Raw genomic sequence first — 26,455 nt, 5'->3', positions numbered from 1 at the left:
GAATCTGACCTTGGCAATGAAGTGAATACCTCTATGCCGAGTGGGTGACGCAAACCCGTAAAAATAAATTGCGCCAGGCCGAAGTCCGCGAGGTTTCCGCCCTCTCGGAGGCCAATCCGCTAAACTCGCTTTCAACTACCTGCAGTCGCTGCCAGGCCAGGCGGTGCATCGGGTGAGCGCGCAGCCACTGGTCGAACGCATGGCGAATATTTTCATCCCCCGCCTCCGCGCCCAAGGCAACGGCCCAGGCAATCGCCCGCTCCAGCACGGGCTCGGAGATCTCAAGGGGTTCGCTGGTATTGCTCATCGGTTTATCCCATCAGAACGCAATAACAGTGGCGCAGCGCCTGGGCCATGTCCTTTTCCACCGTACTCAGCGATACGCTGAGCTGCTCGGCTATCTGCGGGTAACTTTTGCCCTCCAGCCGCGACAGCAGAAATACTCGACGCACCCGGGGGTTGAGCCCGTCGAGCAAGGCGTCGATCCGCGCCAGCGCCTCGACAATCTGCAGGTGTTCTTCGGGTGAAGGCATGTCGGCCTCTGGCAACGAGGCGAGCTTGTCCAGCCAGGCACGCTCCAATGCTTGTCTACGTCTGCAATCGACCATAAGACCATGGGCGATACGCGCCAGGTAAGCGCGGGGTTCTTCCAGAATGGGCAGACTCGCCCGGCCTAGCAAGCGCAGGAAAACATCCTGCACCAGATCAGCCGAGGTCTCCCTGCAACCCACGCGACGGTACATCACAGCCCTCAGCCACTGGCTGTGGTGCGCGTAAAGTCGGTCCAGAGCAGGCTCTGCCGCTGACAGCATGGTCGTGGCTCACATCAAAAACTGAGACACGGATACTACTGCTAACGATAATGATTCGCAATGGCGTTAGGTAATTGTACCTTTTGCATTCAACCTAGTTCTTCAGAGTGAACCGGCTAGCAATGCGCTTGATGGCCGCCCGCTCTTCACGCAAATAAGCCAGAAAGGCTTCGGCGACCGGAGTCATGCGCTTGCCGCGGGCATGCACCGCACACCAGCTGCGATACAGCGGCAACTCAGTGAAATCCAGACGTACCAGGTCGCCATTGCGCAAGAACGCCGCTGCCGAATGCTCCGAGACCAAGGCGATGCCCAACCCGGCTGCGGCGCCCTGCACCATGCTTTCGCCCGAGCCCATTTGCATGGTGTGCTGTAAATGCACCCGGCGCTGGACGAAGAAATCATCGCAGGCCTTGCGTGTGCCCGAGCCGGGCTCACGCTGCAGCACGCACTGGGTTTCCAGCTCCGCCAGCGCCAGTGAAAGTTGATTGGCCAGGGGATGACTGGGCGCAGCCACGGCAATAATGGCGTTGTTGAGGAACGGGAAGAATTCCAGCGCCCGATCCTCCGGCACCAGACCCATAAGCACGATATCGTCCTGATTGTCCTGTAACCGCTGGATGACCTGTGAACGCCGGGTGACTTCCAGGCGGAAACTGACCTGGGGAAAGCGCTGGCGAAATTCCGCCAACAGATGCGGCGTCAGGTATTGAATGCTACTCACCACCGCCAACCGCAACTCGCCCTGAAGACTGCCCTGCAAGGTGCTCAGGCTCATGTCCAGACTGTCCAGGCGGGCAAATATATCGCCACTGGCCTGCAGCAGGCTGTCAGCCGCTTCAGTCATATACAGCTTCTTGCCGACATACTCGAACAACCCCTGCCCGACCAGTTCCTCCAACTGACGAATCTGCTGACTCACCGCCGATTGAGTCAGCGACATCTCTTCCGCTGCCCGGCTGTAGGACAGGCTCCGGCATACCGCCTGGAACACCTGCATCTGCCGCAGGGTCAACCGATAGAGGGATTTGCGCATGCTGGACTACCCTTAAAGAAGACTAAAATGCATCTGCCGTCAGGATGTATAAGTTATTACTTATACTCAAGCTCATTATTATTCATTTTTCATCGACGCCGTGCAGGCGTAGGTTAAACCTACCGATCACCACCAAGAGGACAGCGGACGTGATCAAGAAGATTCTTATCGCCAACCGCGGAGAAATTGCCGTACGAATAGTTCGCGCTTGCGCGGAGATGGGCATTCGTTCCGTGGCTATCTACTCCGAAGCCGACCGTTACGCGCTGCATGTCAAACGTGCAGACGAGTCTTATAACCTGGGCAGTGAGCCCCTAGCGGGCTATCTGAATGCCCGGCAACTGGTCAATCTGGCGGTGCAAACCGGCTGTGACGCGCTGCACCCAGGCTATGGTTTTCTTTCCGAAAATGCCGAGCTGGCCGACATTTGCGCCGAACGCGGCATCAAGTTTATTGGCCCCAGTGGTGATGTCATCCGCGGCATGGGCGACAAAACCGAAGCCCGGCGCAGCATGATCAGGGCTGGCGTACCCGTGACACCGGGTACCGATGGCAACCTGGCCGATCTTGCCGAAGCCCTGAGCGAAGCCGAACGCGTCGGCTACCCGATCATGCTCAAGGCCACCTCGGGTGGCGGTGGTCGGGGTATTCGTCGCTGTAACAGCCGCGCCGAGCTGGAGCAGGCCTGGCCACGGGTTATTTCCGAAGCGACCAAGGCCTTCGGTTCGGCCGACGTGTTTCTGGAAAAATGCATCGTCAATCCCAAGCATATCGAAGCGCAGATTCTCGCCGACAGCCACGGCAACACCGTGCATCTGTTCGAGCGTGACTGTTCGATCCAGCGGCGTAATCAGAAGCTGATCGAGATCGCCCCCAGCCCGCAGCTGACCCCCGAACAACGCGCCTATATTGGTGATCTGGCGGTCAAGGCTGCGCAGGCGGTGGGCTATGAAAACGCCGGCACGGTGGAGTTTCTGCTCGCCGAAGGCGAGGTGTATTTCATGGAAATGAACACCCGCGTCCAGGTTGAGCACACCATTACCGAACAGATCACCGGTATCGATATCGTTCGCGAGCAGATCCGCATTGCCTCTGGTTTGCCGCTGTCGGTCAAGCAGGAAGACATTCAGCACCGCGGCTTCGCCATCCAGTTCCGCATCAATGCTGAAGACCCGAAAAACGACTTTCTGCCCTCGTTCGGCAAGATCACCCGCTACTACGCCCCCGGCGGCCCCGGCGTGCGCGTGGATACTGCAATCTACACCGGCTACAGCATTCCGCCCTATTACGACTCCATGTGCCTGAAGCTGATTGTCTGGGCGCTGACCTGGGAAGAAGCGCTGGACCGCGGGCTACGGGCGCTGGACGACATGCGCCTGCAGGGTGTGAAGACCACCACGGCCTACTATCAGGAGATTTTGCGCAACGAGGAGTTTCGTTCCGGGGTATTTGACACCAGCTTCGTTGAAGCCCACCCCGAGCTGACGCGCTACTCGGTCAAACGTAAACCGGAAGAATTGGCGCTGGCCATTGCAACGGCCATTGCCGCCCATGCCGGACTTTAAAGGCAGCCAGAAGCTGGAAGCGGTTCGCCCTCCTATCAACTTCCAGCTTCAAGCTTTGAGCTTCAAGCTCATCAGGAGATAAAGAAATGAGCACCACACGCAAGATCACTGTTACCGACACCATCCTGCGCGATGCCCACCAATCGTTGCTGGCCACGCGCATGCGCACCGAAGACATGCTGCCGATCTGCGAGAAGCTCGACCAGGTGGGCTACTGGTCGCTGGAAGTCTGGGGCGGCGCGACTTTCGATGCCTGCATTCGCTTTCTCAAGGAAGACCCCTGGGAGCGCCTGCGCCAGCTGCGCGAAGCGCTGCCCAACACGCGCCTGCAGATGCTGTTACGCGGGCAGAATCTACTCGGCTACCGCCACTACAGCGACGATGTAGTGCGCGCTTTTGTCGCCAAGGCCGCAGCCAACGGTATCGACGTGTTCCGCATCTTCGATGCGATGAACGACGTGCGTAACCTGGAAACCTCGATCAAGGCTGTCAAGGACAGCGGCAAGCATGCCCAGGGCACGATTGCCTACACCACCAGCCCGGTGCATACCGTCGAAGCCTTCGTAAAACAGGCGCAGACAATGGAAGCGCTGGGCTGCGACTCTCTGGCAATCAAGGACATGGCCGGTCTGTTAACGCCCTATGCCACCGGTGAACTGGTCAAGGCGCTGAAAGCCGAACAATCATTGCCGGTGTATATTCACTCGCATGACACCGCCGGCCTCGCCGCCATGTGTCAGCTCAAGGCGATCGAAAACGGCGCCGATCACATCGATACCGCCATTTCCAGCATGGCCTGGGGCACCAGCCACCCGGGTACCGAGTCCATGGTCGCGGCGCTGCGCGGCACGCCGTTTGATACCGGCCTGGACCTAGAACTGCTGCAGGAAATCGGCATGTATTTCCACGCCGTGCGCAAGAAATACCATCAGTTCGAGAGCGAGTTCACCGGGGTGGATACTCGCGTGCAGGTGAACCAGGTGCCGGGCGGTATGATGTCCAACCTGGCCAACCAGCTGAAGGAGCAGAATGCACTGGGCCGTATTCAGGAAGTGTTTGACGAAATTCCGCGCGTGCGCGCAGACCTGGGCTTCCCGCCACTGGTCACGCCCACCTCGCAGATCGTCGGCACCCAGGCGGTATTCAACGTGCTGGCCGGCGAGCGCTACAAGACCATCACCAACGAGGTAAAACTCTACCTGCAAGGTCGTTATGGTCAGGCACCCGGCGAAGTGAATGCCGAGCTGCAGCGCCGCGCCATTGGTAACGAGGCGGTGATCGACGTGCGTCCTGCCGATCTGATCAAGCCGGAAATGGACAAGCTCAAGGCCGAAGTCGGCAGCCTGGCCGAATCTGAGGAGGACGTGCTGACCTACGCTATGTTCCCGGAGATTGGCCGCAAGTTTCTCGAAGAGCGTGCCGCTGGTACGCTCAAGCCGGAAGAGCTGTTGCCCGCCCCCGGCGCGCCAGGCAAGCCAATGGCCGAAGATGGCGCCCCGACCGAGTTCATCATCGACGTCCACGGTGAAAGCTACCGCGTTGACATCACCGGCGTCAGCGTCAAGGGTGATGGCAAGCGGCATTTCTACCTGAGCCTGGACGGCATGCCTGAAGAAGCCGTTTTTGAGCCCTTGAACTCCTTTAGCGGCACCGGTGGCAGCAGTCGCAAGCAGGCCAGCCAGCCGGGCCACGTGACCACCAGCATGCCCGGCAACGTGGTGGATGTACTGGTTGCGGTCGGCGATGTGGTCAAAGCCGGCCAAGGCGTTCTGGTCAGCGAAGCCATGAAGATGGAGAGCGAAATCCAGGCGGCGATCGCCGGTACCGTCAAGGCCGTGAACGTGGCCAAGGGTGACCGGGTCAATCCAGGTGAGATCCTGATTGAAATCGAAGCCTGACGTCTGTCAGCACCGGCGTCCGTTCGGCGCCGGTGCTGCATGAATGACAGAGAACGTCTATCTGTACAGCCCACCCGGAACAAGAGACTGCACATGAATAATGACGAGAAACACAACGAAACGGCTGAAGAGGCCCTCCAGCATATTGTCGACGGCTTCAATCGCTTTCGCCATGAGATTTATCCCGATCAGCAGGAGCTGTTCAAGAAGCTGGCTCACGAGCAGACACCCCGGGCCATGTTCATTACCTGTGCCGATTCCCGAGTCGCCCCCGAACTCATTACCCAAAGCGCACCTGGCGACCTGTTCGTCTCGCGTAACGTCGGCAACGTGGTGCCGCCCTACGGTCAGATGATGGGCGGGGTCTCTACCGCGATCGAGTTTGCGGTGCTGGCGCTGAACGTTCACCACATCATCATCTGTGGCCACTCCGACTGCGGCGCAATGAAAGCGGTACTCAACCCGGCGACCCTGGATTCGCTGCCCACGGTCAAAGCCTGGCTGCGGCACGCCGAGGTGGCCAAGATCGTGGTGGAAGACAACTGCACTTGTGAAGCAGACAAGCTGGGCATGATGACCGAGGAAAACGTCCTGGCCCAGTTGCAGCATCTGGCGACGCACCCCTCCGTGGCATCGCGCCTGGCCCGCGGTGAGCTGTTTATCCATGGCTGGGTGTATGACATCGAAACTGCGCAGATCCGTGCCTATGACGCCGACACCGGTGAATTCCGGCAGATCGGCGATGGTCCGCTGCCCATGGCTACACCCAGAGCGCGCTACCCATCGCCATCCAAGCGCTTGAAATAACGCGGATAGATAGCGGGCCCTTGTCATATCTCCCGACCATGCATTCTGTATTGGCGTCAATCGGGTTATACTCTGCGGCTTGATTTCAATCTGCAGGCTGGCTCGTCTTTCAATCGGCCTGTGTTCTCCAAGCCACTCCAGTTCTCTGGCGTGGCTTGTTGGTTTTTACCGTCCAAGGGCGGAACACTGAGCGAGGCAGAAAATAGATGACCGCATTGGTTGGCGTGATCATGGGCTCCAAGTCAGACTGGTCCACTTTGAGCCATACGGCGGATATGCTGGATAAGCTCGGCATTCCCTATGAAGTGAAAGTGGTCTCTGCCCATCGCACACCGGACCTGTTGTTCCAGTACGCCGAAGAAGCGGCGGGCAAAGGCATCGAAGTGATCATCGCCGGTGCCGGCGGTGCTGCCCACCTGCCCGGCATGTGCGCGGCCAAGACCCACCTGCCAGTGCTCGGCGTGCCAGTGCAGTCTTCCATGCTTTCAGGCGTGGATTCATTGTTGTCGATCGTACAGATGCCCGCTGGTGTGCCCGTTGCGACGCTGGCCATCGGCAAGGCTGGCGCGATCAATGCCGCGCTGCTGTCTGCCAGTATCCTCGGCGGCAAATACCCCGAGTATCACCAGGCGCTGGAAGCCTTTCGCAACCAGCAGACCGAAACCGTGCTGGACAACCCCGACCCGCGTCAGGCCTGAGGACAATGCAATGAAGATTGGTGTCATTGGTGGTGGACAACTCGGACGCATGCTGGCACTGGCCGGCACCCCCCTAGGCCAGCAATTCGCCTTTCTCGATCCCGCACCTGACGCCTGCGCCCAAGCCCTCGGCGAGCATATTCGGGCTGACTACAGCGACCGCGATCATCTGCGCCAACTGGCTGATGAAGCCGACGTGGTGACCTTCGAGTTTGAAAGCGTGCCAGCGGAAACAGTGGCCTTTCTTTCGCAGTTCGTTCCTGTTTTCCCCAATGCCGAATCGCTGCGTATCGCCCGGGATCGCTGGTTTGAAAAATCCATGTTTCAGGACCTCGGCATCCCCACCCCGGAATTTGCCGATATCCAATCCCAGGACAACCTTGATGCAGCGGTGAAACGCATCGGTCTGCCGGCGGTCATGAAAACCCGCACCCTGGGCTACGATGGCAAGGGCCAAAAGGTCTTGCGGCATGCAGAGGACGTGCAAGGCGCCTTTGCCGAACTGGGCAATGTACCCTGCATTCTTGAAGGTTTCGTGCCCTTCACCGGCGAGGTTTCATTGATCGCCGTGCGCGGCCGGGACGGCGAAACCGCCTTCTACCCGCTGGTGCACAACACCCATGAACAAGGCATCTTGCGTCTGTCGATTGCCAGCACTGACCACCCGTTGCAGGGCCTGGCTGAGGACTACGCCAGCCGGGTACTCAAGCAGCTGGATTATGTCGGCGTACTCGCATTCGAATTCTTCGAGATCGACGGCGGTCTGAAGGCCAACGAAATCGCCCCGCGCGTACACAACTCCGGGCACTGGACCATTGAAGGGGCCGAATGCAGCCAGTTCGAAAACCACCTGCGCGCGATCGCCGGCCTGCCCTTGGGCTCCACCGCCAAGCTGGGTGAAAGCGCGATGCTCAACTTTATCGGTGAAGTGCCGGCAGTGGACAAGGTCACCGCGATCAGCGATTGCCACCTGCATCACTACGGCAAAGCCTTCAAAAGCGGCCGGAAAGTTGGCCACGCAACGCTGCGCTGTGCAGATGCCGCCACGTTAAAGGGCCGTATCAGTGACGTTCAGCGTCTGATCCAGCCCTAGTCTCTTCTCACCCCCATTGCATTGCCCCTGTTACTGGACGCCTGCTTGTCAGACGCCCAGTAACAATTGCCCGTTACAGATCAACATGCTCTATGCTCAGAGCAAGATAGGCACGATGGAGGCTGGCAGCGCGCCGACCTCATCGACGACCACGGGCCACCGCTATTATGGAATTCAAGGATTATTACGCCACGCTCGGTGTGGAACCGGACGCGGACGACAAGGCGATCAAAACCGCCTATCGCAAACTCGCGCGCCAGTACCATCCCGATGTCAGCAGCCTGGCCGGCGCCGAGGAGAAATTCAAGGAAGTTGCTGAAGCCTACGACGTGCTGCACAGCCCGGAAAAGCGCGCCGAGTACGACGAACTGCGCCTCGCGCGACAGCAGCGGCAACGCTACAGCAGCGCGTCACAGGGTGCGCCAGCAGGGTCAGCAGGAAGCGATCAGGACTTTGCCGACTTCTTCGCGTCGATGTTTGGTTCGGGATCTGCTCACCAATCGCCCTTTGGCGACAACCGCTTTGCTCAGAAAGGCAGTGACGTGGAAATAGAGATGCCGGTATTTCTCGAAGAAACGCTGGAAAGCACCAGCAAACCTGTGGAGTTCATGCTGCCCTACCGGGATGAGCGCGGCCGGATGCAGGAGCTGAAAAAATCCCTCAAGGTCAAGATTCCTGCCGGCGTGCGTGATGGTGAGCGGATACGCCTGAAGGGCCAGGGCGCACCGGGCAGCGGCAATGCGGCGAATGGCGACCTGTATTTGCACATTCGTCTGGTACCGCACCCGCTGTTCGACGTGGAGGGGCATAATCTGGTGATTACCGTGCCGCTGGCTCCCTGGGAAGCGGCGCTGGGGGCCAAGGTGACGATCCCGACATTGGCCGGCAAAATCCAATTGACCATCCGCCCCAACAGCCAATCAGGACAGCGGCTACGTATCAAGGGCAAGGGCTTGGTCGGCAAGAGCGGGCCGGGCGATCTGTTTGCCGTACTCAAGGTCGTCATGCCCCAGCACGCTGACGAGGCAAGCCAAACACTGTGGACGCAACTGGCCAAAACTGCCGAGTTCGATCCACGAGCAGAGTGGAGCCAGGCATCATGACCACCGTGACCCAGGTACACATCAAATTTGCAGAGCTGAGGCAGTGTGTGAGCCTCAGCGAGGAACAATTGCTCGAGTTGGTGGCGGAAGGGATTCTCACACCGGAGGCGGGCAAACTGCCTGAGGAGTGGGAGTTCAATAGTACCTGCGTCAGCATCGTGCACAAAGCGGAACGCCTGCACCATGAATTGACGGTTGAATGGTCCGATATCCCTTTGGTATTGGGCTTGCTTGAGGAGGTACAGCAACTCAAGGCGGAGAATGAGTATCTCAAACAACGCCTCAGCCGCTTCTTGCAGGACGAACAACACTGACGCTCCTCAATCAGATGCTAGCCCCCCTTCGCCAAAGGCGCTGAAAAATATTTGCTTGGCAAAGCCCGTGGTCTTCGGGAAACTCCTGGGGCTTGAGTTGTCTCAGCCTGTATCCTTCCTGTTTTGAGTTCTGATTTATGCGCCTGCTTTATCTTGTCTGCTTATGCCTTGTATTGTCGGCGACTGCACACGCCGCTCCCCGCACCGTGGACTGGCTCGACCTGCTACCCGAAGAGGATTATCAGGCGATGCTGGAAATGCCTGAGATTGGCCATGACGGCAAGACCGAGGCGCCGGGTGACTTTACCCAAAGCATGCGTCAGCGAGACGATCTTCCAGCCGTCATGTACTCCACCCGCGTGGTCGAATCCTTCGACAAACAGCAGGTGAAAATCGCTGGATTCCCCGTGCCGCTGGAAACAAACGAGAATGGCGACTACACCTCATTTTTCCTGGTGCCTTATGCCGGTGCCTGCATCCACGTCCCACCGCCACCACCCAATCAGATCATTCTGGTGGATTACCCGCAGGGTATCGCCATTGACGATATCTACGAAGCATTCTGGATGTCTGGCACGCTGCATATTGAGCTGACCAGTAATGCGCTTGCAGATGCCAGTTACCGCGTTGACGCGGACCAGGTGTGGGTCTACGACGGCGAGTGAATCGCTGGTCTCCCCCTTCCGGGTGGGTAACCCGCCATCCAATTCCGGTATGCTTGGCGCTTCGCCCATGAGTTAACCAGGAGTTCAGATGGAATCGCTGATTGGTTTTACGGGTCTTGCGCTACTGGTGCTGTTTTACCTGCGCAAGTACCTGCTGAGAAAGGAATCTCCGCAAACACAGGCTTTGCCTTTCAGCGGTGAGTTGTATCAGGTCGGTCTGGCCTGTGTGGCCAAGCGGGCGCACAACGGCGCTACCTCTACGGTGGTTGTCATGCCCGGCTTTGTAGAAAACTTTCTGTATTTCACTGAATACTATGCGGACCCGGCCATCGAGCTGATTCTGCTGACCAGCGCTGACTACCATGTGCCGGTCACCAACCCGCGATTGTCCCAGGCAAAGTGGGCCGCCGCGCCAAAAGCTCGGGCGGGCAGCATTGCCTATGATGCGCAGGTGTTGAATCTGGCGCTGACGCACCTGGTGACGACTCCGAATGTGCGTGTGCACGGCCATTCGCGCGGGGGCGCGGTAGCCTTGGAAGCGGCCCGTCAGCAACCCGCGCTATTCGAGCAGATTGAAGTCATTCTGGAAGCACCGGTGCTACCCCAGGGCCAGCCCTATACACCGATGCCTGCTCTAGCTCGATGGTTACTGCCGTTCTTTTTACCCTTCTGGCAGCAGCAGCCCATCAATGAGCGCAATCGGAAAATCTGGGGCCCGCTGGATAATCCGCGCAAGCGCGAACTGATCATGGGCGTGCCTTTCAACCCCAAGCGTGCAGCAATCATGCTGGCCAACCTCAAGGATATGGCGGACTGGATGCCGAATACCAGCACCGATATCTACCAATACGTCAAACGCGGCGCGATCCTGGTTCCCGGCGATGATCGTGTGCTGCAAAGTGCCGCGATGCTCGCTAGCGCCCGGCAGGCAGAGAACCTGCAGATCATCGAGATCGAGGGGGGCAGCCATTTTGTTCTGCCCGACCACCCGGACAGCATCCCACCGCTGCGGCCTAACTGACCATGGCTTATCAGTTCGAACCGATAGCGCTGGTCCGCTCCTGCTTCAGCGAGAAATTCGCCATACCCAGGCAGCCGAGTCTGGCGCCCGCCGCCAGCGGCGTGATCGAAATGTTACCGCCCTATGATCAACCTGAGGCGGTCGCCGGGCTGGAGGGCGTGTCCCACCTGTGGCTGCTGTTCGTGTTCCACGCCGCGCCGTCGGGTCCGACCCATCTTCGGGTCAGGCCTCCGCGATTGGGTGGCAACCAACGCATCGGCGTTTTTGCCAGCCGATCGACCCACAGACCCAACCCTATCGGCCAGTCCGTGGTAAAACTCGACGGCATCGAGCCGGGCCGTCTGCGGATCTCGTCGATCGATTTACTGGACGGCACCCCCATCCTCGATATCAAACCCTACGTGCCCTACGCCGACAGCCTGCCAATGGCCAGCAATAGCCTGGCCGATGCCGCGCCAGTCCTGCTGGCGGTTGATTGGGCACCCACCGCCCTGCAACAGGCCCGAGACCAGGCTGCCCGGCTGCGCCAACCAGTGGTCGAGTTAATCGAGCAGTGTCTGGCGCAGGATCCCAAGCCTGCTTATCAGCAGCCGGGGACGGAGCGCCGCTATGGAGTACGCTTCTGGGATCTGAATGTGTGCTGGCATTACCCGCAGCCTGATCGTATCTGCGTTTTGTCTATCGAAAAGATCCTGCCCGCCGCGCACTGAATCGCCGTGCGGTAGCTGCCTATCCCGCCCCGGGGCGCGACTTAAGCAGGCATCAGCAGCTATACTCGCGCCATTATCGGCTCGCCGGTTGTGCCTTCGCTGTATGACTCAACGGCGTAGCCTGACGACTAATCTGCCCGAGAGGATGCCTGATGTTTGATCTGAGCCATGTGGCCTTGCTGATGCTGGCGGGCCTGATCGGCACCTGGATATGGCGAGGCCTGGGCTTGCGGGACCGGGCTCTGATTCTGGTCAGGCAGCATTGCAAGCAGGTAGATGTGCAGTTGCTCGACGAAAGCATCGTCCTTAACCGAATCCGTCTGGCACGCAATCGCGGCGGGCGCTTTGGAGTAGTCCGCCGCTATGGGTTTGAGTTTACCGTCACGGGTGAAAGGCGATACAACGGCAATATCCAGCTGCACGGGGCGCGCCTGCTCGGCATAGAATTAGCACCGCACCCCTTTCCGGGATCGGGACCGGATGATCCGAATCTGCGCGAAAAATTGCTATGAATGCCGCTGAACTGTCGCACTATTGCCTGAGCCTGCCCGGCGCTCGAGAGGACCTCAAATGGGGTCAAAATCGGGTGTTCTCGGTCGCCGGTACCAAAATGTTTGCGCTGATTGATTTGACCACTGATAGCTGCGCGTTCAAGGTGGATCAACCCCTTTTTCTCGGATTTTGCGACCGGCCAGGGTTTCATCCTTCGCCCTACCTGGCCCGCGCGCACTGGGTAAGCCTCGACTATCCTTACAAGCTCACCACTGAGGAGCTGCGCGGATTGGTCCGCGAATCTCATCAGCTGGTGGTCGGCAGGCTGCCAAAACGCCTACAAGCAGGCCTGATCCTTCCCTGATGGCACGATTTGCAGGTTTGAGGGGAGAGGTGCAGGTTCCACGTGGAACCCTCTGGGCTGGCAGCAGCCGGGCTCTGGCTTTATGCTTGGCAGCATGATCGAGAATATCCCTACCCATTTGATAGCCGGCCCCTTAGGTGCGGGCAAGACGACATTGCTCAAACAGCTGTTACATCAGCGGCCGAGCGGCGAAACATGGGGCATATTAATCAACGAGTTCGGGCAGATCGGTATCGATGCCGCTCTAATGGAAAACGACGCCCAGGGCGTTGCCCTCGCAGAAGTGCCGGGTGGCTGCCTATGTTGTGTGAACGGCCTGCCTTTTCAGGTCGGATTGAACCGTCTGCTGCGTAAAGCGCGACCGACTCGCGTGTTTATCGAAGCGTCAGGGCTTGGCCATCCACTCAGGCTGCAGCAGCAGTTGGTGGCCCCGCCCTGGCAAGGGGTACTAGCGCTGCAGCCGTTGATCATGGTTCTGGACGCCGGCCAACTGGCCAGCGGCAAACCGTTGGCGGAGTCGCAGCGCCTGGCTTTGCCAGAGGCCGGGTTATTACTGTTGAATAAATCTGCAGGTTTGGACGCTGTTGCCAAACGGACGATTGCTTCTTCACTTCCAGAGCGACCCACAATCTGGTGTGATGAGGCCAATATCAGTTTTGACCTTTTACCCACAACCATGGCCCCGGCCCGCAACGAGCCCACTACCCTTACTGACGCCGCCGCTTCTCCGGACATGCCGGCCTTGTGGAGAACGACACAGGATTGGCATTGCATGGTGCAGAGCATGGATGACCACCACAGTATCGGTTGGCGAATGCACCCTGATGTGCTGTTTGACCCGGAAGCACTGCAGAGCTGGCTGGCGACGCAGCGTTGGATCCGCGCCAAAGGCGTTGTGCATACCACTGGCGGCTGGATGGCATTCAATGCCTTGCCAGGGGAGACGATCACCTGGCAACACAGCGGCTGGAACAAGGATAACCGCATTGAGCTACTGACAGCACAACGCCCCGACCGGATGGCGCTACAGAACAGCTTGCGGGCGGCCACGAGCACCCATTAAGGTAGAACCTTTTACGCAGCGCAGACGATGAAATTTACCCTTTTCAGCAGTGCAATGCTGGCTCTGTTCAGCTCTCAGGTAATGGCGACGGCGTGCGTGATCAGCTCCAATGACGATCAGTTGCCGATCCGCATGTGCCAGCAGAACATCAACATACCGCCGTCGCTATTCACCGACAGCTTCTGCCAGCCGCAAATTCCCGACCGCTCCTTTGACGTGGCTTTTACCGAAGCATGTCCTGAAGGCGCCTACGGTATCTGTCATGGCGCGAAAACCCCGGGCGTGGCCTACGAACAGGCAATCCATTATTACAGCGACGCCGACGATGCACCGATACTCAAAGCGTACTGTGAAAACATCAGCGAAGGGCGTTGGGATACGCCCTGAGGGCAGTTATACGGAGGGCACCGGCAATGCCAGCAACTCATCCATCGGTAACTGCTGGCCTACGGTAAGGCCCAGGCGGGCAGCGGTCCCTTCCGGCAACTCCAGTACAAAGCGTAAAGGGCGATCGGCCTGGTAGATGTCGCAGGGCATATTCCGGCATGGCGGCACCGCGGCAAAGATATGGGTAATCTGTCCACGCTCATTGATATAGACCAGATCAAGACTGATCTGCATGTTGCGCATCCAGATGGCCGGTACTGTACCCGCTGGAAAATCGAACAACATCCCCTCATCAGGGCCCAATCTCCGTCCCATCAAGCCTTGGCGGCGGCTTTCCGGGTCAGCCACCCGCTCTATCCGGAAGGTTTCATCCGCCAGCTGCATGGTCCACCACTCGCCTTCAGCAGCAGGTTCGGCCACCACGCTGCAAGCCAGTATCAACAGTATGCAGCCCGTCAGAGCAGTCAGGAGTGAGCGCATCAGAGGTTATCTTTGAGTAGGTTCTGGTAGACCATATTAGTCAGATACAGCCTGTCTTGTTCATTCAGGTCAACAAATTCGACGCCGGTCGCTACCTGGCTATTGGCCGTTTCATCGCGGCTAACCGCGCGCACCTTGGCATTGATGGTCAGATACACATCCAGCCCCGACGGGTTGATACGAAACGAGAGTTTTACATCGTCGCCCTTGGCGGCTACCGGTTTGGGCGACATCATGCGAGCGCCACCGCAACTGAGGTCGACGATCTTGGCCGCCGCCGAACCGGCAGGACCATTTACCGAGGTTACCAGTTCCACTGATACCCGCGAGGAGCCGCGGATACGCATGGACTGTACGGTTTCCGGGTAGGCCAGATGCAGATAGGGGAAAGGTGACAGGTTCGACTTGATCACGCGCGTCTTGTAAGCGACCGCATCCTTACCCACAAACCCGCGGACCAGAAACTGTTGGCCTTCCTTGACGAATACCAGACGCCCCTGAACTGTGGGAGAAGTCACCATCAGGCTCACGGGTGCGTGAAAACCGATCATGCGTACCTGGTAACGCTCGGCATGCGTCGGATGCAAGGTCTGCAACTGCACCAGATCCCCGGGGGCTAGCTGAACTTGCGACAAACTGGAGATCTGTACCTCCGCGGTCGCACCATTGCCGGCAACATCAAGCTTTTCTTCGGCCGCGTTGCGTTCGGGGGCCGCTCGAAAGAGTCCCATCTTCAACAGCTGAGCCAGTAACGGTTCGCTATCAATAATGCGCGATTGCTCCAGCAACACACTGCCCTCAGCGTCCAGAACGTCCCATGGCAAGGGTTTACCCACGCCGACTTCTTGTTCTGTAAGGGGTATCAAAGTCACGCTTGGTCTCCATTCCAAATCGGGGATCACTACCCCGCAAATGTATCACAGGCGTAACAGGCACAGTGCTATCAATCTGTTCCAGAATCTGGCTGACCGCGCTGGACGGCTGCAGCCAGGGCTGCATCAGGAATATATGTCATCCCGCGTCCAGGGCAGGTGGTGCTGCCCCCCTGGCAGCGGTTTGACCGCCAGTATCTGGTGAATATTCATCCAATTTTTGCGGAATCCATAGGCACAGCCGGCGAGGTAGATGCGCCAGATGCGCAAGGTCTTGTCTGACACCAGCGCTCGAGCGTCCTCCAGCCGCGCCTCGAGGTTGGTACTCCAATGCTCCAGGGTGCGCGCATAGTGAAGACGCAGGCTTTCTACGTCGACCACCTCAAGCCCCTCCTCGCTCATACTGGCAATGGCCGTGGACAGGTGTGGTAACTCGCCGTGGGGGAACACATACCGGCCGATAAAGGTCCCGGCGCCACGACTTACCGGGCGGCCGTCAACGTATTTGGCGGTGATGCCGTGGTTCATTACCAGTCCACCAGGCTTGAGCTGGTCATACAGAATTTTGAAGTAATGTTGCAGATTGGCATGACCGACGTGCTCAAACATGCCGACGCTGACCACCTTGTCGAACGCCTGGTCGCCGGGCAGATCCCGATAATCCTGTAGCTGTAGCTCAATGGACGCTTCCAGCCCCTGTTCGGCATTTTTCTCCCTGGCCAGTTCGAGCTGTTCCTTGCTCAGGGTGATCCCGTATACGCTCACGCCATAGTGCCGCGCCGCGTGACGAGCCAGACCGCCCCAGCCACAACCCACATCCAGCAGACGCTCTCCCGGCTTCAAGCGGAGCTTTCGGCATAGGTGATCCAACTTGTTGATTTGCGCCTGGGCCAGGCTGTCGTGCAGGGGATCGCGGAAATACGCGCAGGAGTAGACCATCTCCGGGTCAAGCCAGAGACGATAGAAATCATTGGAAATATCGTAGTGGTATGCAATGGCTTCGGCATCCATGGCCTTGTCATGCGTCGTACGTAAGCGCGCCGGCTCACTATTGTCCCCGAGCAGGCCCATGCTCAGGTGGTCGGCAATCTCGACCACATCCATGATCGGGCCCCGTACGTCCATGCGCTGGTCAATGAACGCCTCTCCAAGCTTGTCCAGGCTGGGTTGGCGCAGCTCGTTGAGCAACAATGGGTCCAGGATCTCAAGAGTTACTCGCGGATCTGGACCCAAATCTAGACTCGGCCCGCCCGCCAGACTGACTCTCAAGGGCAGCTTCAACTTGCTCAGGCTTTCGGACAGTTGCGTCAGCATACCGACACTCCAAAGCGATCAAATAGCGGTTAGCCATCTCTCCATTCAATATAGATCAAGTTGCTCAGCTGTCACGTCGCCAGCAGATGCCTTATTCAGGTCTTCTTGTTCGGACGTTTCCAACCCTCGATATTCTTCTGCCTGGCGCGGCCTACCGCCAAGGCCTGGGCCGGCACATCCTGGGTGACAGTGGAACCCGCTGCCGTGGTCGCGCCGGCGCCAATGCTGACTGGCGCTACCAAGGCGGTGTTGGAGCCGATAAACACCCCATCGTCTATGCGCGTGACGAACTTGTTCACCCCGTCATAGTTGCAGGTGATGGTACCCGCACCGATATTGACTTGGGCTCCCACTACCGCATCACCTACGTAGGACAGATGATTGATTTTGGAGTCAGCGCCGATTTCAGCTTTTTTGGTTTCGACAAAATTGCCGATTTTCGCCCCGGCATGCATCCGCGTGCCTGGACGCAGCCGCGCATAAGGGCCGATATCGCAGCGTTCGCCGACATCGGCGCCGTCGATATGGCTGAACGCTTTGATCACAGTACCGGCGGCGATACGGCTGTTACGGATGACGCAATGTGGTCCAATGTCGACGTTATCTCCAATCTCGACCTCGCCTTCCAGCACCACGTTGATATCCATGAAGATATCCCGCCCAACCCTGACCTTGCCGCGTACATCAAGGCGGGCCGGATCCGCCAGGGTAACGCCTTCGCTCATCAAGCGCAGGCCTTCACGCTGCTGCCAGGCGCGCTCAAGTACCGAAAGCTGCTGACGGTTGTTTGCGCCCATTACCTCGAGCTCATCCAGCGGTTGCGCTACTTCGACCGGCACCTTGTGGCCGACTGCCAACGCCACTACGTCGGTCAGGTAATATTCGCCCTGGGCGTTGTCATTCGACAGGCTGGTCAGCCATTGGGCTGCCTGGTTACCGGGCAGCGACATGATGCCGGTATTACCCTCAGTGATCAGCAGATGCTCAGCGCTGGCATCCTTTTGCTCGACAATGGCCTCTACAGCGCCGCCAGGGCTGCGAACGATACGACCGTAGCCTGTTGGGTCAGCCATGGTCACCGTCAGCAACCCCAAGGCCTGTGAACCGGCCTGTGCACTCAGTCGCTGCAGCGTCTCGGCACGCAGCAAAGGCACGTCACCGTAGAGCACCAGGATCTGATCCGCATCGGTGATGTCAGGCAGCGCCTGAGCCACTGCATGCCCGGTACCGAGCTGCTCGCTCTGCACTACCCAGTTGATATCGTCCGCCGCCAGAGTTTCACGAACCTTGTCCGCCCCGTGGCCGATCACCACATGAATGCGCCGGGGTGTCAGCGCCCGGGCGCAATCGATAACATGCCCAAGCATCGGCTTGCCAGCGACCGGGTGAAGCACCTTGGGCAGTGCTGAACGCATACGGGTGCCCTGGCCGGCGGCGAGGATGACGATATCCAATATCATAGTGAGAACCGTGGTTGGTGAAGAGTGGGTAGATGATAGCAAAGCTGCAAGCGGCTTGCGGTCCAATAAAAAAGGCAGCCGAAGCTGCCTTTTTTATTGCCAACGAACTCAGCGGTTATTAAACGCTGGTCCGCCGTATTTCTTGCGCAATTCCTGCACGGTACGTAGCTGGGCTGCAGCTTCAGCAAGACGCGCAGAAGCGGAACCGTAATCGAACTCGGACCCCTTCTCGCTCAAGGCCTTTTCAGCGGCCTTTTTCGCTTCTACTGCAGCTGCTTCGTCGATGTCGCCAGCACGGATAGCCGTGTCGGCAAGCACCTTGACCATGCTCGGCTGGATCTCCAGGAAGCCGCCGGAAATGTAGAACACTTCCTCGCTTCCATCCTGCTTGATCACCCGAACCGGGCCGGGCTTGAGGTCGGTGAGCAACGGCGTGTGGCCTGGCAGAATGCCCAGATCACCCATGTTACCGTGTGCGACGACCATCGAAACCAGGCCTGAGAACAGCTCTTCTTCCGCGCTGACGATATCGCAGTGCACTGTCATAGCCATGTCATTGCCTCGATTCTGCGCCCGCTTGCGCGGGCGCTAGCATTACATTTTCTTGGCTTTCTCGATGGCTTCATCGATGGTGCCGACCATGTAGAACGCCTGCTCGGGCAGGTGGTCGAACTCGCCATCCAGAATGCCTTTGAAGGCACGGATAGTGTCCTTCAGAGAAACGTACTTGCCTGGCGAACCGGTGAAGACTTCGGCCACGAAGAACGGCTGCGACAGGTAACGCTGGATCTTACGAGCGCGGGCTACCAGTTGCTTGTCTTCCTCGGACAGTTCGTCCATACCCAGAATCGCGATGATGTCCTTCAGCTCTTTGTAGCGCTGCAGAACATACTGTACGCCGCGGGCAGTATCGTAGTGCTCCTGACCAATCACCTGGGGGTCCAGCTGACGGGAGGTGGAGTCCAGCGGATCTACTGCAGGGTAGATACCCAGCGAGGCGATATCACGAGACAGTACCACGGTCGCATCCAGGTGAGCGAAGGTGGTGGCTGGCGAGGGGTCAGTCAAGTCATCAGCTGGTACATATACCGCCTGAATCGAGGTAATGGAGCCCTGCTTGGTGGAGGTAATACGCTCCTGCAGAACACCCATCTCCTCGGCCAGCGTCGGCTGATAACCTACCGCTGAAGGCATACGGCCCAACAGTGCGGATACTTCGGTACCGGCCAGGGTGTAACGGTAGATGTTGTCGATGAACAACAGTACGTCACGACCTTCGTCCCGGAATTTCTCGGCCATGGTCAGGCCAGTCAGTGCTACGCGCAGACGGTTACCCGGCGGCTCGTTCATCTGACCGTAAACCAGGGCTACCTTGTCCAGTACGTTGGAGTCCTTCATCTCGTGATAGAAGTCGTTACCTTCACGAGTCCGCTCACCCACACCGGCAAATACGGAATAACCGCTGTGCTCGATGGCGATGTTACGGATCAGCTCCATCATGTTGACGGTTTTACCCACACCGGCACCACCGAACAGACCGACTTTACCGCCTTTGGCGAACGGGCAGATCAGGTCGATAACCTTGATGCCGGTTTCCAGCAGTTCGTTGGAGCTGGCCTGTTCTGCGTAGGAAGGTGCTGGGCGGTGAATGCCCCAGCGCTCTTCTTCGCCAATCGGGCCGGCTTCGTCGATAGGGTTGCCGAGTACGTCCATGATCCGGCCCAGGGTCTTGATGCCCACGGGAACGTTGATGGCTGCGCCGGTGCTGGTGACGGCCAGGCCGCGCTTGACACCTTCGGTGGTACCCATGGCGATGGTTCTTACGATGCCATCACCCAATTGCTGCTGGACTTCCAGGGTCAGACCCTTTTCGTCGACATGCAGCGCGTCATACACCTTCGGCACGCTGTCACGTGGGAATTCCACGTCAATGACGGCACCGATGATTTGAACGATACGTCCGCTACTCATGTTTGGTTCCTCTAAGTGGTATGAAACCGTTATCGTCTGTCCGAAGCCTCAAGAGACTGCGGCGGCGCCGCCGACGATTTCCGAAATTTCCTGGGTGATCGCAGACTGACGAGCTTTGTTGTAGATAAGCTGCAGGCTGTCGATGATATCCCCGGCGTTGTCGGTCGCGTTTTTCATTGCGATCATCCGTGCCGCCTGTTCGCTGGCGTTGTTCTCGATCACTGCCTGATACACCTGCGACTCGATATAACGGGTCAACAGGCCATCGAGCAGCTCGTTGGCGTCAGGCTCGTAAACGTAGTCCCAATGCCCCTTGAGTTCCTCTTTGTCAGCCGGAACCAGCGGGATCATTTGTTCGACCTTGGGCGTTTGCACCATGGTGTTCACAAAGGCATTGGAAACCAGGTACAAGCGGTCGATACGACCTTCCTGATAACCATCGAGCATGACCTTGACGCTACCGATCAGATCATTCAACGAGGGCTGTTCGCCCAGGTGACTGATCGAAGCGACAACGTTACCGCCGTAGCTACGGAAGAACGCCTGCCCCTTGCTGCCGATCACGCACAGCTCGGTCTCGACGTTACGGTCACGCCACTCTTTCATGTTTTGTACCAGCGCCTTGAACAGGTTGGTGTTCAAGCCACCGCAAAGACCCCGATCCGTACTGACCACGATATAGCCGACCCGTTTGACTTCACGCTCTTGCATGAACGGGTGACGATATTCGGGATTGGCATTGGCCAGATGGCCAATGACCTGACGGATACGCTCAGCGTAGGGACGGCTGGAGGCCATGCGCTGTTGTGCTCTGCGCATTTTGCTGACCGCCACCTTCTCCATGGCGCTGGTGATCTTCTGAGTACTTTTGATACTCGAAATTTTACCGCGTATCTCTTTTGCGCCTGCCATGTCTCACCTTTCAGGTTAGCCCGAGGCCAGATCGCACGATGCGGGACATGATCGAATCATGCCCCGCGCTCGGCTTACCAGCTCTGGGTTGCCTTGAAGTTCTCGATGCCAGACTTGATACCGGCTTCGATCTCGTCGTTGTAGTCGCCCTTCTCGTTGATCTTGGCCAACAGATCGGCCTTGTCACGTTTGAAGTAAGCGAGCAAAGCCTTCTCGAACGGGCCGACCTTGTTCAGCTCGACATCGACCAGGAAGCCCTTCTCGGCAGCGTACAGACTGATGGCCATGTCAGCGATCGACATAGGCGCATACTGGTGCTGCTTCATCAGCTCGGTAACCCGCTGACCATGCTCCAGCTGCTTACGGGTAGCCTCATCGAGGTCCGAAGCAAACTGGGCGAAAGCCGCCAGTTCACGATACTGGGCCAGCGCGGTACGAATACCACCGGACAGCTTCTTGATGATCTTGGTCTGGGCTGCACCACCAACACGGGATACCGATACACCGGCGTTAACGGCCGGGCGGATACCTGCGTTGAACAGGTTGGATTCCAGGAAGATCTGGCCGTCAGTGATCGAGATCACGTTGGTCGGTACGAAAGCAGACACGTCACCGGCGAGGGTTTCGATGATCGGCAGAGCGGTCAGAGAACCGGTCTTGCCCTTGACTTCACCGTTGGTGAGCTTCTCGACATAGTCCTCGGAGATGCGCGATGCGCGCTCCAACAGACGGCTGTGGAGATAGAACACGTCGCCAGGGTAGGCTTCACGACCCGGCGGACGGCGCAGCAACAGCGAGATCTGACGGTAGGCAATAGCCTGCTTGGACAGATCATCGTAGATGATCAGCGCGTCTTCACCACGGTCACGGAAGTACTCGCCCATGGTGCAGCCGGAGTAAGGTGCCAGGAATTGCAGGGCAGCTGGCTCGGAAGCGGAAGCCGCGACAACGATGGTGTTGCTCATCGCGCCGTGCTCTTCCAGCTTGCGTACGACGTTGGCGATGGTCGACTGCTTCTGACCGATAGCCACGTACACACACTTGATGCCGGAATCTTTCTGGTTGATGATCGCGTCGATCGCGATGGCCGTCTTACCTGTCTGACGGTCACCGATGATCAGCTCACGCTGACCACGGCCAATCGGGATCATCGCATCGATGGACTTGTAGCCGGTCTGTACCGGCTGATCTACCGACTTACGCCAGATTACGCCAGGCGCAACCTTTTCTACCGCGTCAGTCAGTTTGGCATCGATTACGCCCTTGCCGTCAATCGGGTTACCCAGTGCGTCAACAACGCGACCAAGCAACTCGGGGCCGACCGGAACTTCCAGAATACGACCGGTACATTTGGCTGTCATGCCTTCGGTCAGATTCAGGTAATCACCCAATACAACAGAACCCACGGAGTCCTGCTCCAGGTTCAGTGCCATACCGTATACACCACCGGGGAATTCGATCATTTCCCCGTACATCACATCAGCAAGGCCGTGAATGCGCACGATACCGTCGGAAACGCTGACGATGGTGCCTACATTGCGAGCCTGCGAAGACACATCGAGTTTCTCGATGCGCTGCTTGATAATTTCGCTAATTTCGGAAGGATTCAATTGCTGCATGCCATGTCCCTCAAATCAGGATTTCAACGCCTCGGCCAGCTTATCCAGCTTGCCGCGGACCGAACCGTCGATGACCAAGTCACCCGCACGAATCAACACACCGCCGATCAAGGCCGGGTTGATGGTCACATGAGGAGTTACTGTCCGGTCTAACCGCTTGGAAAGAGCGGTTGCCAGCGTTTTCTGTTGATCGTCGCTCAGCTCAAAGGCGGATTCCACCTCGACAGCCACGCTACGATCATGTTCTGCCTTGTGTTGCTCATAGAGCTCGGCAATAACCGGGATCAAGGGCAAACGGTCATGCTCAGACAGCGTCCGGATAAAATTACCGAAAGCGTCGTCTACATGACCCTCGCACACCATGAGCAGGTCGTCGGCCTTGCGTTCCTCGGTCAGACCGGGATTACGCATCCTCGCGGCAAAAGCTTCATCCTGAACGGCTGCTGCTGCCAGGGTCAGCATGCCCAACCAGGCATCCAGACCACCGGCAGCAGAAGCGTGTTCAAAAGCTGCTTTTGCGTAAGGCCGAGCTAGCGTATTGATAGTAGCCATAGCTCGCCTCGCTTAGAGTTGTGAGGCCAATTTGTTGACCATCTCACTGTGCGCCTTGGCGTCGATTTCCGACCCCAGAATTTGCTCAGCGCCCCGAACAGCCAGCACGGCCACCTGGGCCCGAAGGTCATCCTTGGCGCGATTCACTTCCTGTTCGATCTCGGCCTTAGCGGCTGTGATCAGACGTTCACCTTCAGAACGTGCCTGCTCTTTAGCTTCCTCAACAATGAGGTTGGCACTTTTGTTGGCTTGCTCGATGATCTGAGTAGCCTGTTCCTTGGTTTCACGCAGGGTCTGGGAAGCTTTCTCTTGGGCCAGGTCAAGGTCACGTTGGGCGCGGCCAGCCGCATCCAGACCTTCAGCGATTTTTTTCTGGCGCTCTGCCATGGCTGCCGTGATCGGCGGCCACACGTACTTCATGCAGAACCAGACAAAAATAGCGAAGGCAATCGTTTGACCAAACAGCGTCAGATTAATATTCACAGCGATTTACCTCGTGCTATTCGTTGAGTCCCGGATCTCTTGATCCAGATGATAGGTCCGGCAAACCGTGGCTTACCGGAGATCAGTCATCTGAATTAAGCGGCAACGCCAGGGGCAACAACGAAGATCAGGTACATCGCGATACCAACACCGATCATCGGCACGGCGTCAAGCAGACCGGCCATCAGGAAGGTTTTGGTTTGCAGCTGCGGGCCCAGCTCAGGCTGACGTGCAGTGGATTCCAGCAGCTTGCCACCCAGCAGGGCGAAGCCGATACCGGTACCCAGGGCGCCCAGACCGATCATGATGGAGGCAGCAATGATTACGAGTTCCATAATTACTCCTAAAGTTCAAGGTTGCAGTTCAAGGTTGGTTGATTGAACAGGGTTCGAGTGCGGTCAGTGAGCATCCTCATGAGCCGCACTTAGATACACCACAGTCAGCACCATGAAGATGAAGGCCTGTAGCGGAATGACTAGAATATGGAAGATTGCCCATGGCACGTTCAGACCCCACTGGAGGTAGAACGGCAGCAGCGCGATCAGAATAAACACCACTTCACCGGCGTACATGTTACCGAACAGTCGTAGTGCCAGACTCAGTGGTTTGGTCAGCAGGCCGAGCAGTTCAAGGAACAGGTTGAACGGAATCAACGCCCAGTGCTTGAAAGGGGTGAAGGACAGTTCCTTGATAAAGCCGCCGAAGCCCTTGACCTTGAAACTGTAGAAAATAATCAGGATGAAGACACCCAGGGAAATACCAAAGGTACCGTTCGGATCAGCCGTCGGCACGATCTTGAAGTAATCCAGTCCCAGAGCGGTGGCCAGGCCGGGGATGTAATCCACCGGTATCCATTTCAGGGAGTTCATCAGGAACACCCAAACGAAAATGGTCAATGCCAGAGGTGCAACCAGGGCGTTACGGCCGTGGAAAGTATCCTTGACGATGCCCTGGATGAACTCCACGGTCATTTCGACCACGTTCTGCAACTTGCCCGGCACGCCGACAGTGGCGCGCTTGGCGACGGTGCGGAACAGGAACAGGAAAATCAAACCCATGAATACCGACCAGCCCAGGGTATCCACGTGAAACGCCATAAAGCCCATGTCGGTTGCTTCAGCGCCTGATTGGGCTAGCGTCCAGGTGGTTTCCTGAACAACTGTGCCGTCATAACGCTCGTAACCTGCGGGCAATTTGCCGTAAGTGAGGTTCTGCAAATGGTGCTGGATATATTCAGCTGAAGTGCCTGCCATATTTGCCTCTGACTAATGCTTTTGAAATCGTTTGACTATGAGCAGGCCACTGGCTCCGACGGCCAGCACCGCGAGGTAACCGGCAAATACTGCGGTCGCCTCCAGCGGCTTTACACCTACCCACACCAGCACAAAAAGTGCGGCGGTCAATATTATTTTGCCAGCCTCGCCGGAATAGAATTCACGAACGATGGCCTGGGCTGATCGGGCTCCGCTATAGCGGTACACCCGATAAGCAAAATAGGCATTGGGGACCAGCGCAACAAGTCCACCCAAGAGGCCGGAATATCCGGCTACAGGATTCTGGAAAAACCACAGAATCAGCGCTGCCAAAAGGGCGACGCAAGCTTGAAGCACCAACACCGGGAAAGCTGGCAAGCGATGGAAAGGGGTTCTATTGGGCGTTCTTGCGTCCATTTACCCGCCTCGCGACCGCTGCTTCAGGTTCTTTTCCGGGGCTTTCCCCGCAACAAACTGGTGCATTTCACCAGCTAAAATAGCGCGAGGAGTATAGGTTGAATAATCCTCCGATTCAACACTAACCGGGCGAATCCCCCGTCTTTTCAATCAGTAGGCCGCATTCGACGGCCGTTTGGCGACTATGACGTCCCTTCCGTATTCACCAACTGGCTCACTTGATATGCATCAACACGCCATCAAGTTCATCCAGTGAGCTATAGCTGATAACCAGTTTGCCCTTGCCCTTGGCGCCGTGCTGAATTTTCACTTCGGCGCCTATACGTTCGGCAAGATCCTGTTGCAACCGCTCAATATCAGGATTGGCGCGGGTATCCCCGGCTTCGCGGCGAGGATTCAGCCACTGGCGCACCAATGCTTCAGTCTGACGAACGGTCAAACCTTTGGCGACTACCTGCCGGGCCGCAGCGGTCTGATCCTCGCTGGGCAAACCCAGCAGAGCCCGAGCGTGGCCCATTTCCAGATCGCCGCGTTCCAGTAACAATTTGACATCATCTGGCAGCGCCATCAGACGCAGCAGATTGGTAATGCTGACCCGGGATTTGCCCACCGCGTCAGCCACCTGCTGCTGGGTCAGTTCGAACTCCAATTGCAGGCGTTGCAGGGCGATGGCTTCTTCGATCGGGTTGAGATCTTCGCGCTGAATGTTCTCGATCAGCGCCATGGCGATAGCCGCTTCGTCGGGTACATCGCGGATTACCGCCGGGATCGAATCCAGTCCGGCTTGCTGAGTGGCACGCCAGCGCCTTTCACCGGCGATGATTTCGTAACGGCCTTCGGCAATCGGGCGGACCACAATCGGTTGCATGACGCCTTGCACACGAATGGAATTGGCCAGCTCTTCCAGAGCCTGGGGATCCATGTCGCGGCGGGGTTGGTATTTGCCGCGCTGAATCAGATCAACCGGTAATTCCTTAAGCAGTTGCTCCTGATTCTCGGATCCCTGACCGGCGCTGTTGGATTGCCCTAGCAGCGCATCCAGCCCCCTTCCCAAGCCGCGTTTCTTGACCGCCATGCCGGTATTGTCCTTTTAT

At 57.8% G+C, this 26,455-nt stretch carries 31 protein-coding genes; 14 read left to right on the top strand and 17 right to left on the bottom strand.

Annotated features, from left to right (window positions below; all coding sequences use genetic code 11):
- Nucleotides 1-31: 31 nt before the first annotated feature.
- The 3 genes from EAO82_RS02250 to EAO82_RS02240 form a co-directional block, all read right to left on the bottom strand.
- Nucleotides 32-307 carry a FecR/PupR family sigma factor regulator gene (locus EAO82_RS02250; RefSeq protein ID WP_096345551.1) on the bottom strand — a complete coding sequence of 92 codons (276 nt, stop codon included), beginning with the start codon at nt 305-307 and terminating at the stop codon, nt 32-34.
- 4 nt (nt 308-311) lie between these two features.
- Nucleotides 312-812, bottom strand: coding sequence for a sigma-70 family RNA polymerase sigma factor (locus EAO82_RS02245; RefSeq protein ID WP_174958674.1), 501 nt, complete (start codon nt 810-812; stop codon nt 312-314).
- A 94-nt stretch (nt 813-906) separates the two neighbouring features.
- Nucleotides 907-1,848 (bottom strand): LysR family transcriptional regulator, encoded by a 942-nt coding sequence (locus EAO82_RS02240; RefSeq protein WP_096345550.1) that lies wholly within the window; start codon nt 1,846-1,848, stop codon nt 907-909.
- Nucleotides 1,849-1,997: 149 nt separating this feature from the next.
- On the opposite strand from EAO82_RS02240, the gene EAO82_RS02235 reads away from it, so the two are divergent.
- From EAO82_RS02235 to EAO82_RS02170, 14 genes are all read left to right on the top strand, one after another.
- Nucleotides 1,998-3,413 carry an acetyl-CoA carboxylase biotin carboxylase subunit gene (locus tag EAO82_RS02235; RefSeq protein ID WP_096345549.1) on the top strand — a complete coding sequence of 472 codons (1,416 nt, stop codon included), beginning with the start codon at nt 1,998-2,000 and terminating at the stop codon, nt 3,411-3,413.
- An 86-nt stretch (nt 3,414-3,499) separates the two neighbouring features.
- Nucleotides 3,500-5,311 (top strand): sodium-extruding oxaloacetate decarboxylase subunit alpha, encoded by a 1,812-nt coding sequence (gene oadA, locus EAO82_RS02230; RefSeq protein ID WP_096345548.1) that lies wholly within the window; start codon nt 3,500-3,502, stop codon nt 5,309-5,311.
- Nucleotides 5,312-5,404: 93 nt separating this feature from the next.
- A complete protein-coding gene (locus tag EAO82_RS02225; protein ID WP_096345547.1) occupies nt 5,405-6,118 on the top strand; it encodes a carbonic anhydrase in 714 nt (237 codons plus the stop codon).
- A gap of 206 nt (nt 6,119-6,324) precedes the next feature.
- On the top strand, nt 6,325-6,816 hold the full coding sequence (gene purE / locus EAO82_RS02220; protein WP_096345546.1) for a 5-(carboxyamino)imidazole ribonucleotide mutase: 492 nt from the start codon (nt 6,325-6,327) through the stop codon (nt 6,814-6,816).
- 10 nt (nt 6,817-6,826) lie between these two features.
- A complete protein-coding gene (locus tag EAO82_RS02215) occupies nt 6,827-7,909 on the top strand; it encodes a 5-(carboxyamino)imidazole ribonucleotide synthase (protein WP_096345545.1) in 1,083 nt (360 codons plus the stop codon).
- A 167-nt stretch (nt 7,910-8,076) separates the two neighbouring features.
- Entirely contained in the window at nt 8,077-9,012 is a 936-nt protein-coding gene (gene cbpA, locus EAO82_RS02210) for a curved DNA-binding protein (RefSeq protein ID WP_096345544.1), read from the top strand.
- On the top strand, nt 9,009-9,326 hold the full coding sequence (locus EAO82_RS02205) for a chaperone modulator CbpM (RefSeq protein ID WP_096345543.1): 318 nt from the start codon (nt 9,009-9,011) through the stop codon (nt 9,324-9,326). Before cbpA ends, EAO82_RS02205 begins: the two co-directional genes overlap by 4 nt.
- A 137-nt stretch (nt 9,327-9,463) precedes the next feature.
- Nucleotides 9,464-9,991: a DUF3299 domain-containing protein gene (locus tag EAO82_RS02200; protein ID WP_096345542.1), complete on the top strand. Its 528-nt coding sequence runs from the start codon at nt 9,464-9,466 to the stop codon at nt 9,989-9,991.
- Nucleotides 9,992-10,079: 88 nt separating this feature from the next.
- Nucleotides 10,080-11,012 carry an alpha/beta hydrolase gene (locus EAO82_RS02195; protein ID WP_096345541.1) on the top strand — a complete coding sequence of 311 codons (933 nt, stop codon included), beginning with the start codon at nt 10,080-10,082 and terminating at the stop codon, nt 11,010-11,012.
- Between the two features lie 2 nt (nt 11,013-11,014).
- Nucleotides 11,015-11,722, top strand: coding sequence for a tRNA (N6-threonylcarbamoyladenosine(37)-N6)-methyltransferase TrmO (gene tsaA, locus EAO82_RS02190; protein WP_096345540.1), 708 nt, complete (start codon nt 11,015-11,017; stop codon nt 11,720-11,722).
- Nucleotides 11,723-11,874: 152 nt separating this feature from the next.
- Complete coding sequence (locus EAO82_RS02185; RefSeq protein WP_096345539.1) at nt 11,875-12,234, top strand: DUF3301 domain-containing protein; 360 nt, start codon at nt 11,875-11,877, stop codon at nt 12,232-12,234.
- Complete coding sequence (locus tag EAO82_RS02180; protein WP_096345538.1) at nt 12,231-12,578, top strand: MmcQ/YjbR family DNA-binding protein; 348 nt, start codon at nt 12,231-12,233, stop codon at nt 12,576-12,578. Before EAO82_RS02185 ends, EAO82_RS02180 begins: the two co-directional genes overlap by 4 nt.
- Nucleotides 12,579-12,672: 94 nt before the next feature.
- Nucleotides 12,673-13,641, top strand: a complete 969-nt coding sequence (locus tag EAO82_RS02175) for a CobW family GTP-binding protein (protein ID WP_096345642.1) — start codon at nt 12,673-12,675, stop codon at nt 13,639-13,641.
- Nucleotides 13,642-13,668: 27 nt separating this feature from the next.
- Nucleotides 13,669-14,028 carry an NADH:ubiquinone oxidoreductase gene (locus EAO82_RS02170; RefSeq protein ID WP_096345537.1) on the top strand — a complete coding sequence of 120 codons (360 nt, stop codon included), beginning with the start codon at nt 13,669-13,671 and terminating at the stop codon, nt 14,026-14,028.
- Nucleotides 14,029-14,034: 6 nt separating this feature from the next.
- Here the strand turns inward: EAO82_RS02170 and EAO82_RS02165 are convergent, their stop codons facing one another.
- From EAO82_RS02165 to EAO82_RS02100, 14 genes are all read right to left on the bottom strand, one after another.
- On the bottom strand, nt 14,035-14,508 hold the full coding sequence (locus EAO82_RS02165) for a DUF192 domain-containing protein (RefSeq protein WP_096345536.1): 474 nt from the start codon (nt 14,506-14,508) through the stop codon (nt 14,035-14,037).
- On the bottom strand, nt 14,508-15,380 hold the full coding sequence (locus EAO82_RS02160; RefSeq protein ID WP_096345535.1) for a flagellar brake protein: 873 nt from the start codon (nt 15,378-15,380) through the stop codon (nt 14,508-14,510). Before EAO82_RS02160 ends, EAO82_RS02165 begins: the two co-directional genes overlap by 1 nt.
- A 126-nt stretch (nt 15,381-15,506) precedes the next feature.
- Nucleotides 15,507-16,694 (bottom strand): C17 cyclopropane fatty acid synthase CfaB, encoded by a 1,188-nt coding sequence (gene cfaB / locus EAO82_RS02155; protein WP_096345534.1) that lies wholly within the window; start codon nt 16,692-16,694, stop codon nt 15,507-15,509.
- A 95-nt stretch (nt 16,695-16,789) separates the two neighbouring features.
- Nucleotides 16,790-18,154 (bottom strand): bifunctional UDP-N-acetylglucosamine diphosphorylase/glucosamine-1-phosphate N-acetyltransferase GlmU, encoded by a 1,365-nt coding sequence (glmU, locus tag EAO82_RS02150; RefSeq protein WP_096345533.1) that lies wholly within the window; start codon nt 18,152-18,154, stop codon nt 16,790-16,792.
- A gap of 108 nt (nt 18,155-18,262) precedes the next feature.
- Complete coding sequence (locus EAO82_RS02145; RefSeq protein ID WP_096345532.1) at nt 18,263-18,706, bottom strand: F0F1 ATP synthase subunit epsilon; 444 nt, start codon at nt 18,704-18,706, stop codon at nt 18,263-18,265.
- Nucleotides 18,707-18,748: 42 nt separating this feature from the next.
- Nucleotides 18,749-20,125: a F0F1 ATP synthase subunit beta gene (atpD, locus tag EAO82_RS02140; protein WP_096345531.1), complete on the bottom strand. Its 1,377-nt coding sequence runs from the start codon at nt 20,123-20,125 to the stop codon at nt 18,749-18,751.
- Nucleotides 20,126-20,173: 48 nt separating this feature from the next.
- The gene (atpG, locus tag EAO82_RS02135; protein WP_096345530.1) at nt 20,174-21,037 is read right to left on the bottom strand and encodes a F0F1 ATP synthase subunit gamma; all 864 of its coding nucleotides are present in this window, start codon (nt 21,035-21,037) and stop codon (nt 20,174-20,176) included.
- 74 nt (nt 21,038-21,111) lie between these two features.
- Nucleotides 21,112-22,656 carry a F0F1 ATP synthase subunit alpha gene (atpA, locus tag EAO82_RS02130; protein ID WP_096345529.1) on the bottom strand — a complete coding sequence of 515 codons (1,545 nt, stop codon included), beginning with the start codon at nt 22,654-22,656 and terminating at the stop codon, nt 21,112-21,114.
- A gap of 15 nt (nt 22,657-22,671) precedes the next feature.
- Nucleotides 22,672-23,208 (bottom strand): F0F1 ATP synthase subunit delta, encoded by a 537-nt coding sequence (locus EAO82_RS02125; protein ID WP_096345528.1) that lies wholly within the window; start codon nt 23,206-23,208, stop codon nt 22,672-22,674.
- 12 nt (nt 23,209-23,220) lie between these two features.
- Entirely contained in the window at nt 23,221-23,691 is a 471-nt protein-coding gene (locus EAO82_RS02120; RefSeq protein WP_096345527.1) for a F0F1 ATP synthase subunit B, read from the bottom strand.
- Between the two features lie 95 nt (nt 23,692-23,786).
- A complete protein-coding gene (gene atpE / locus EAO82_RS02115; protein WP_022960829.1) occupies nt 23,787-24,026 on the bottom strand; it encodes a F0F1 ATP synthase subunit C in 240 nt (79 codons plus the stop codon).
- 63 nt (nt 24,027-24,089) lie between these two features.
- Nucleotides 24,090-24,944, bottom strand: a complete 855-nt coding sequence (gene atpB, locus EAO82_RS02110; protein WP_096345526.1) for a F0F1 ATP synthase subunit A — start codon at nt 24,942-24,944, stop codon at nt 24,090-24,092.
- A gap of 12 nt (nt 24,945-24,956) precedes the next feature.
- Nucleotides 24,957-25,361: a F0F1 ATP synthase subunit I gene (locus tag EAO82_RS02105; RefSeq protein ID WP_096345525.1), complete on the bottom strand. Its 405-nt coding sequence runs from the start codon at nt 25,359-25,361 to the stop codon at nt 24,957-24,959.
- Between the two features lie 214 nt (nt 25,362-25,575).
- Nucleotides 25,576-26,436 carry a ParB/RepB/Spo0J family partition protein gene (locus EAO82_RS02100; protein WP_096345524.1) on the bottom strand — a complete coding sequence of 287 codons (861 nt, stop codon included), beginning with the start codon at nt 26,434-26,436 and terminating at the stop codon, nt 25,576-25,578.
- Nucleotides 26,437-26,455 lie beyond the last annotated feature (19 nt).

The sequence above is a fragment of the Halopseudomonas pelagia genome, from assembly GCF_009497895.1.
Classification (GTDB): Bacteria; Pseudomonadota; Gammaproteobacteria; order Pseudomonadales; family Pseudomonadaceae; genus Halopseudomonas; species Halopseudomonas pelagia_A.
Note: the sequence above shows the minus strand (reverse complement) of the source record. Positions and strands in the feature narration are given on the sequence as shown.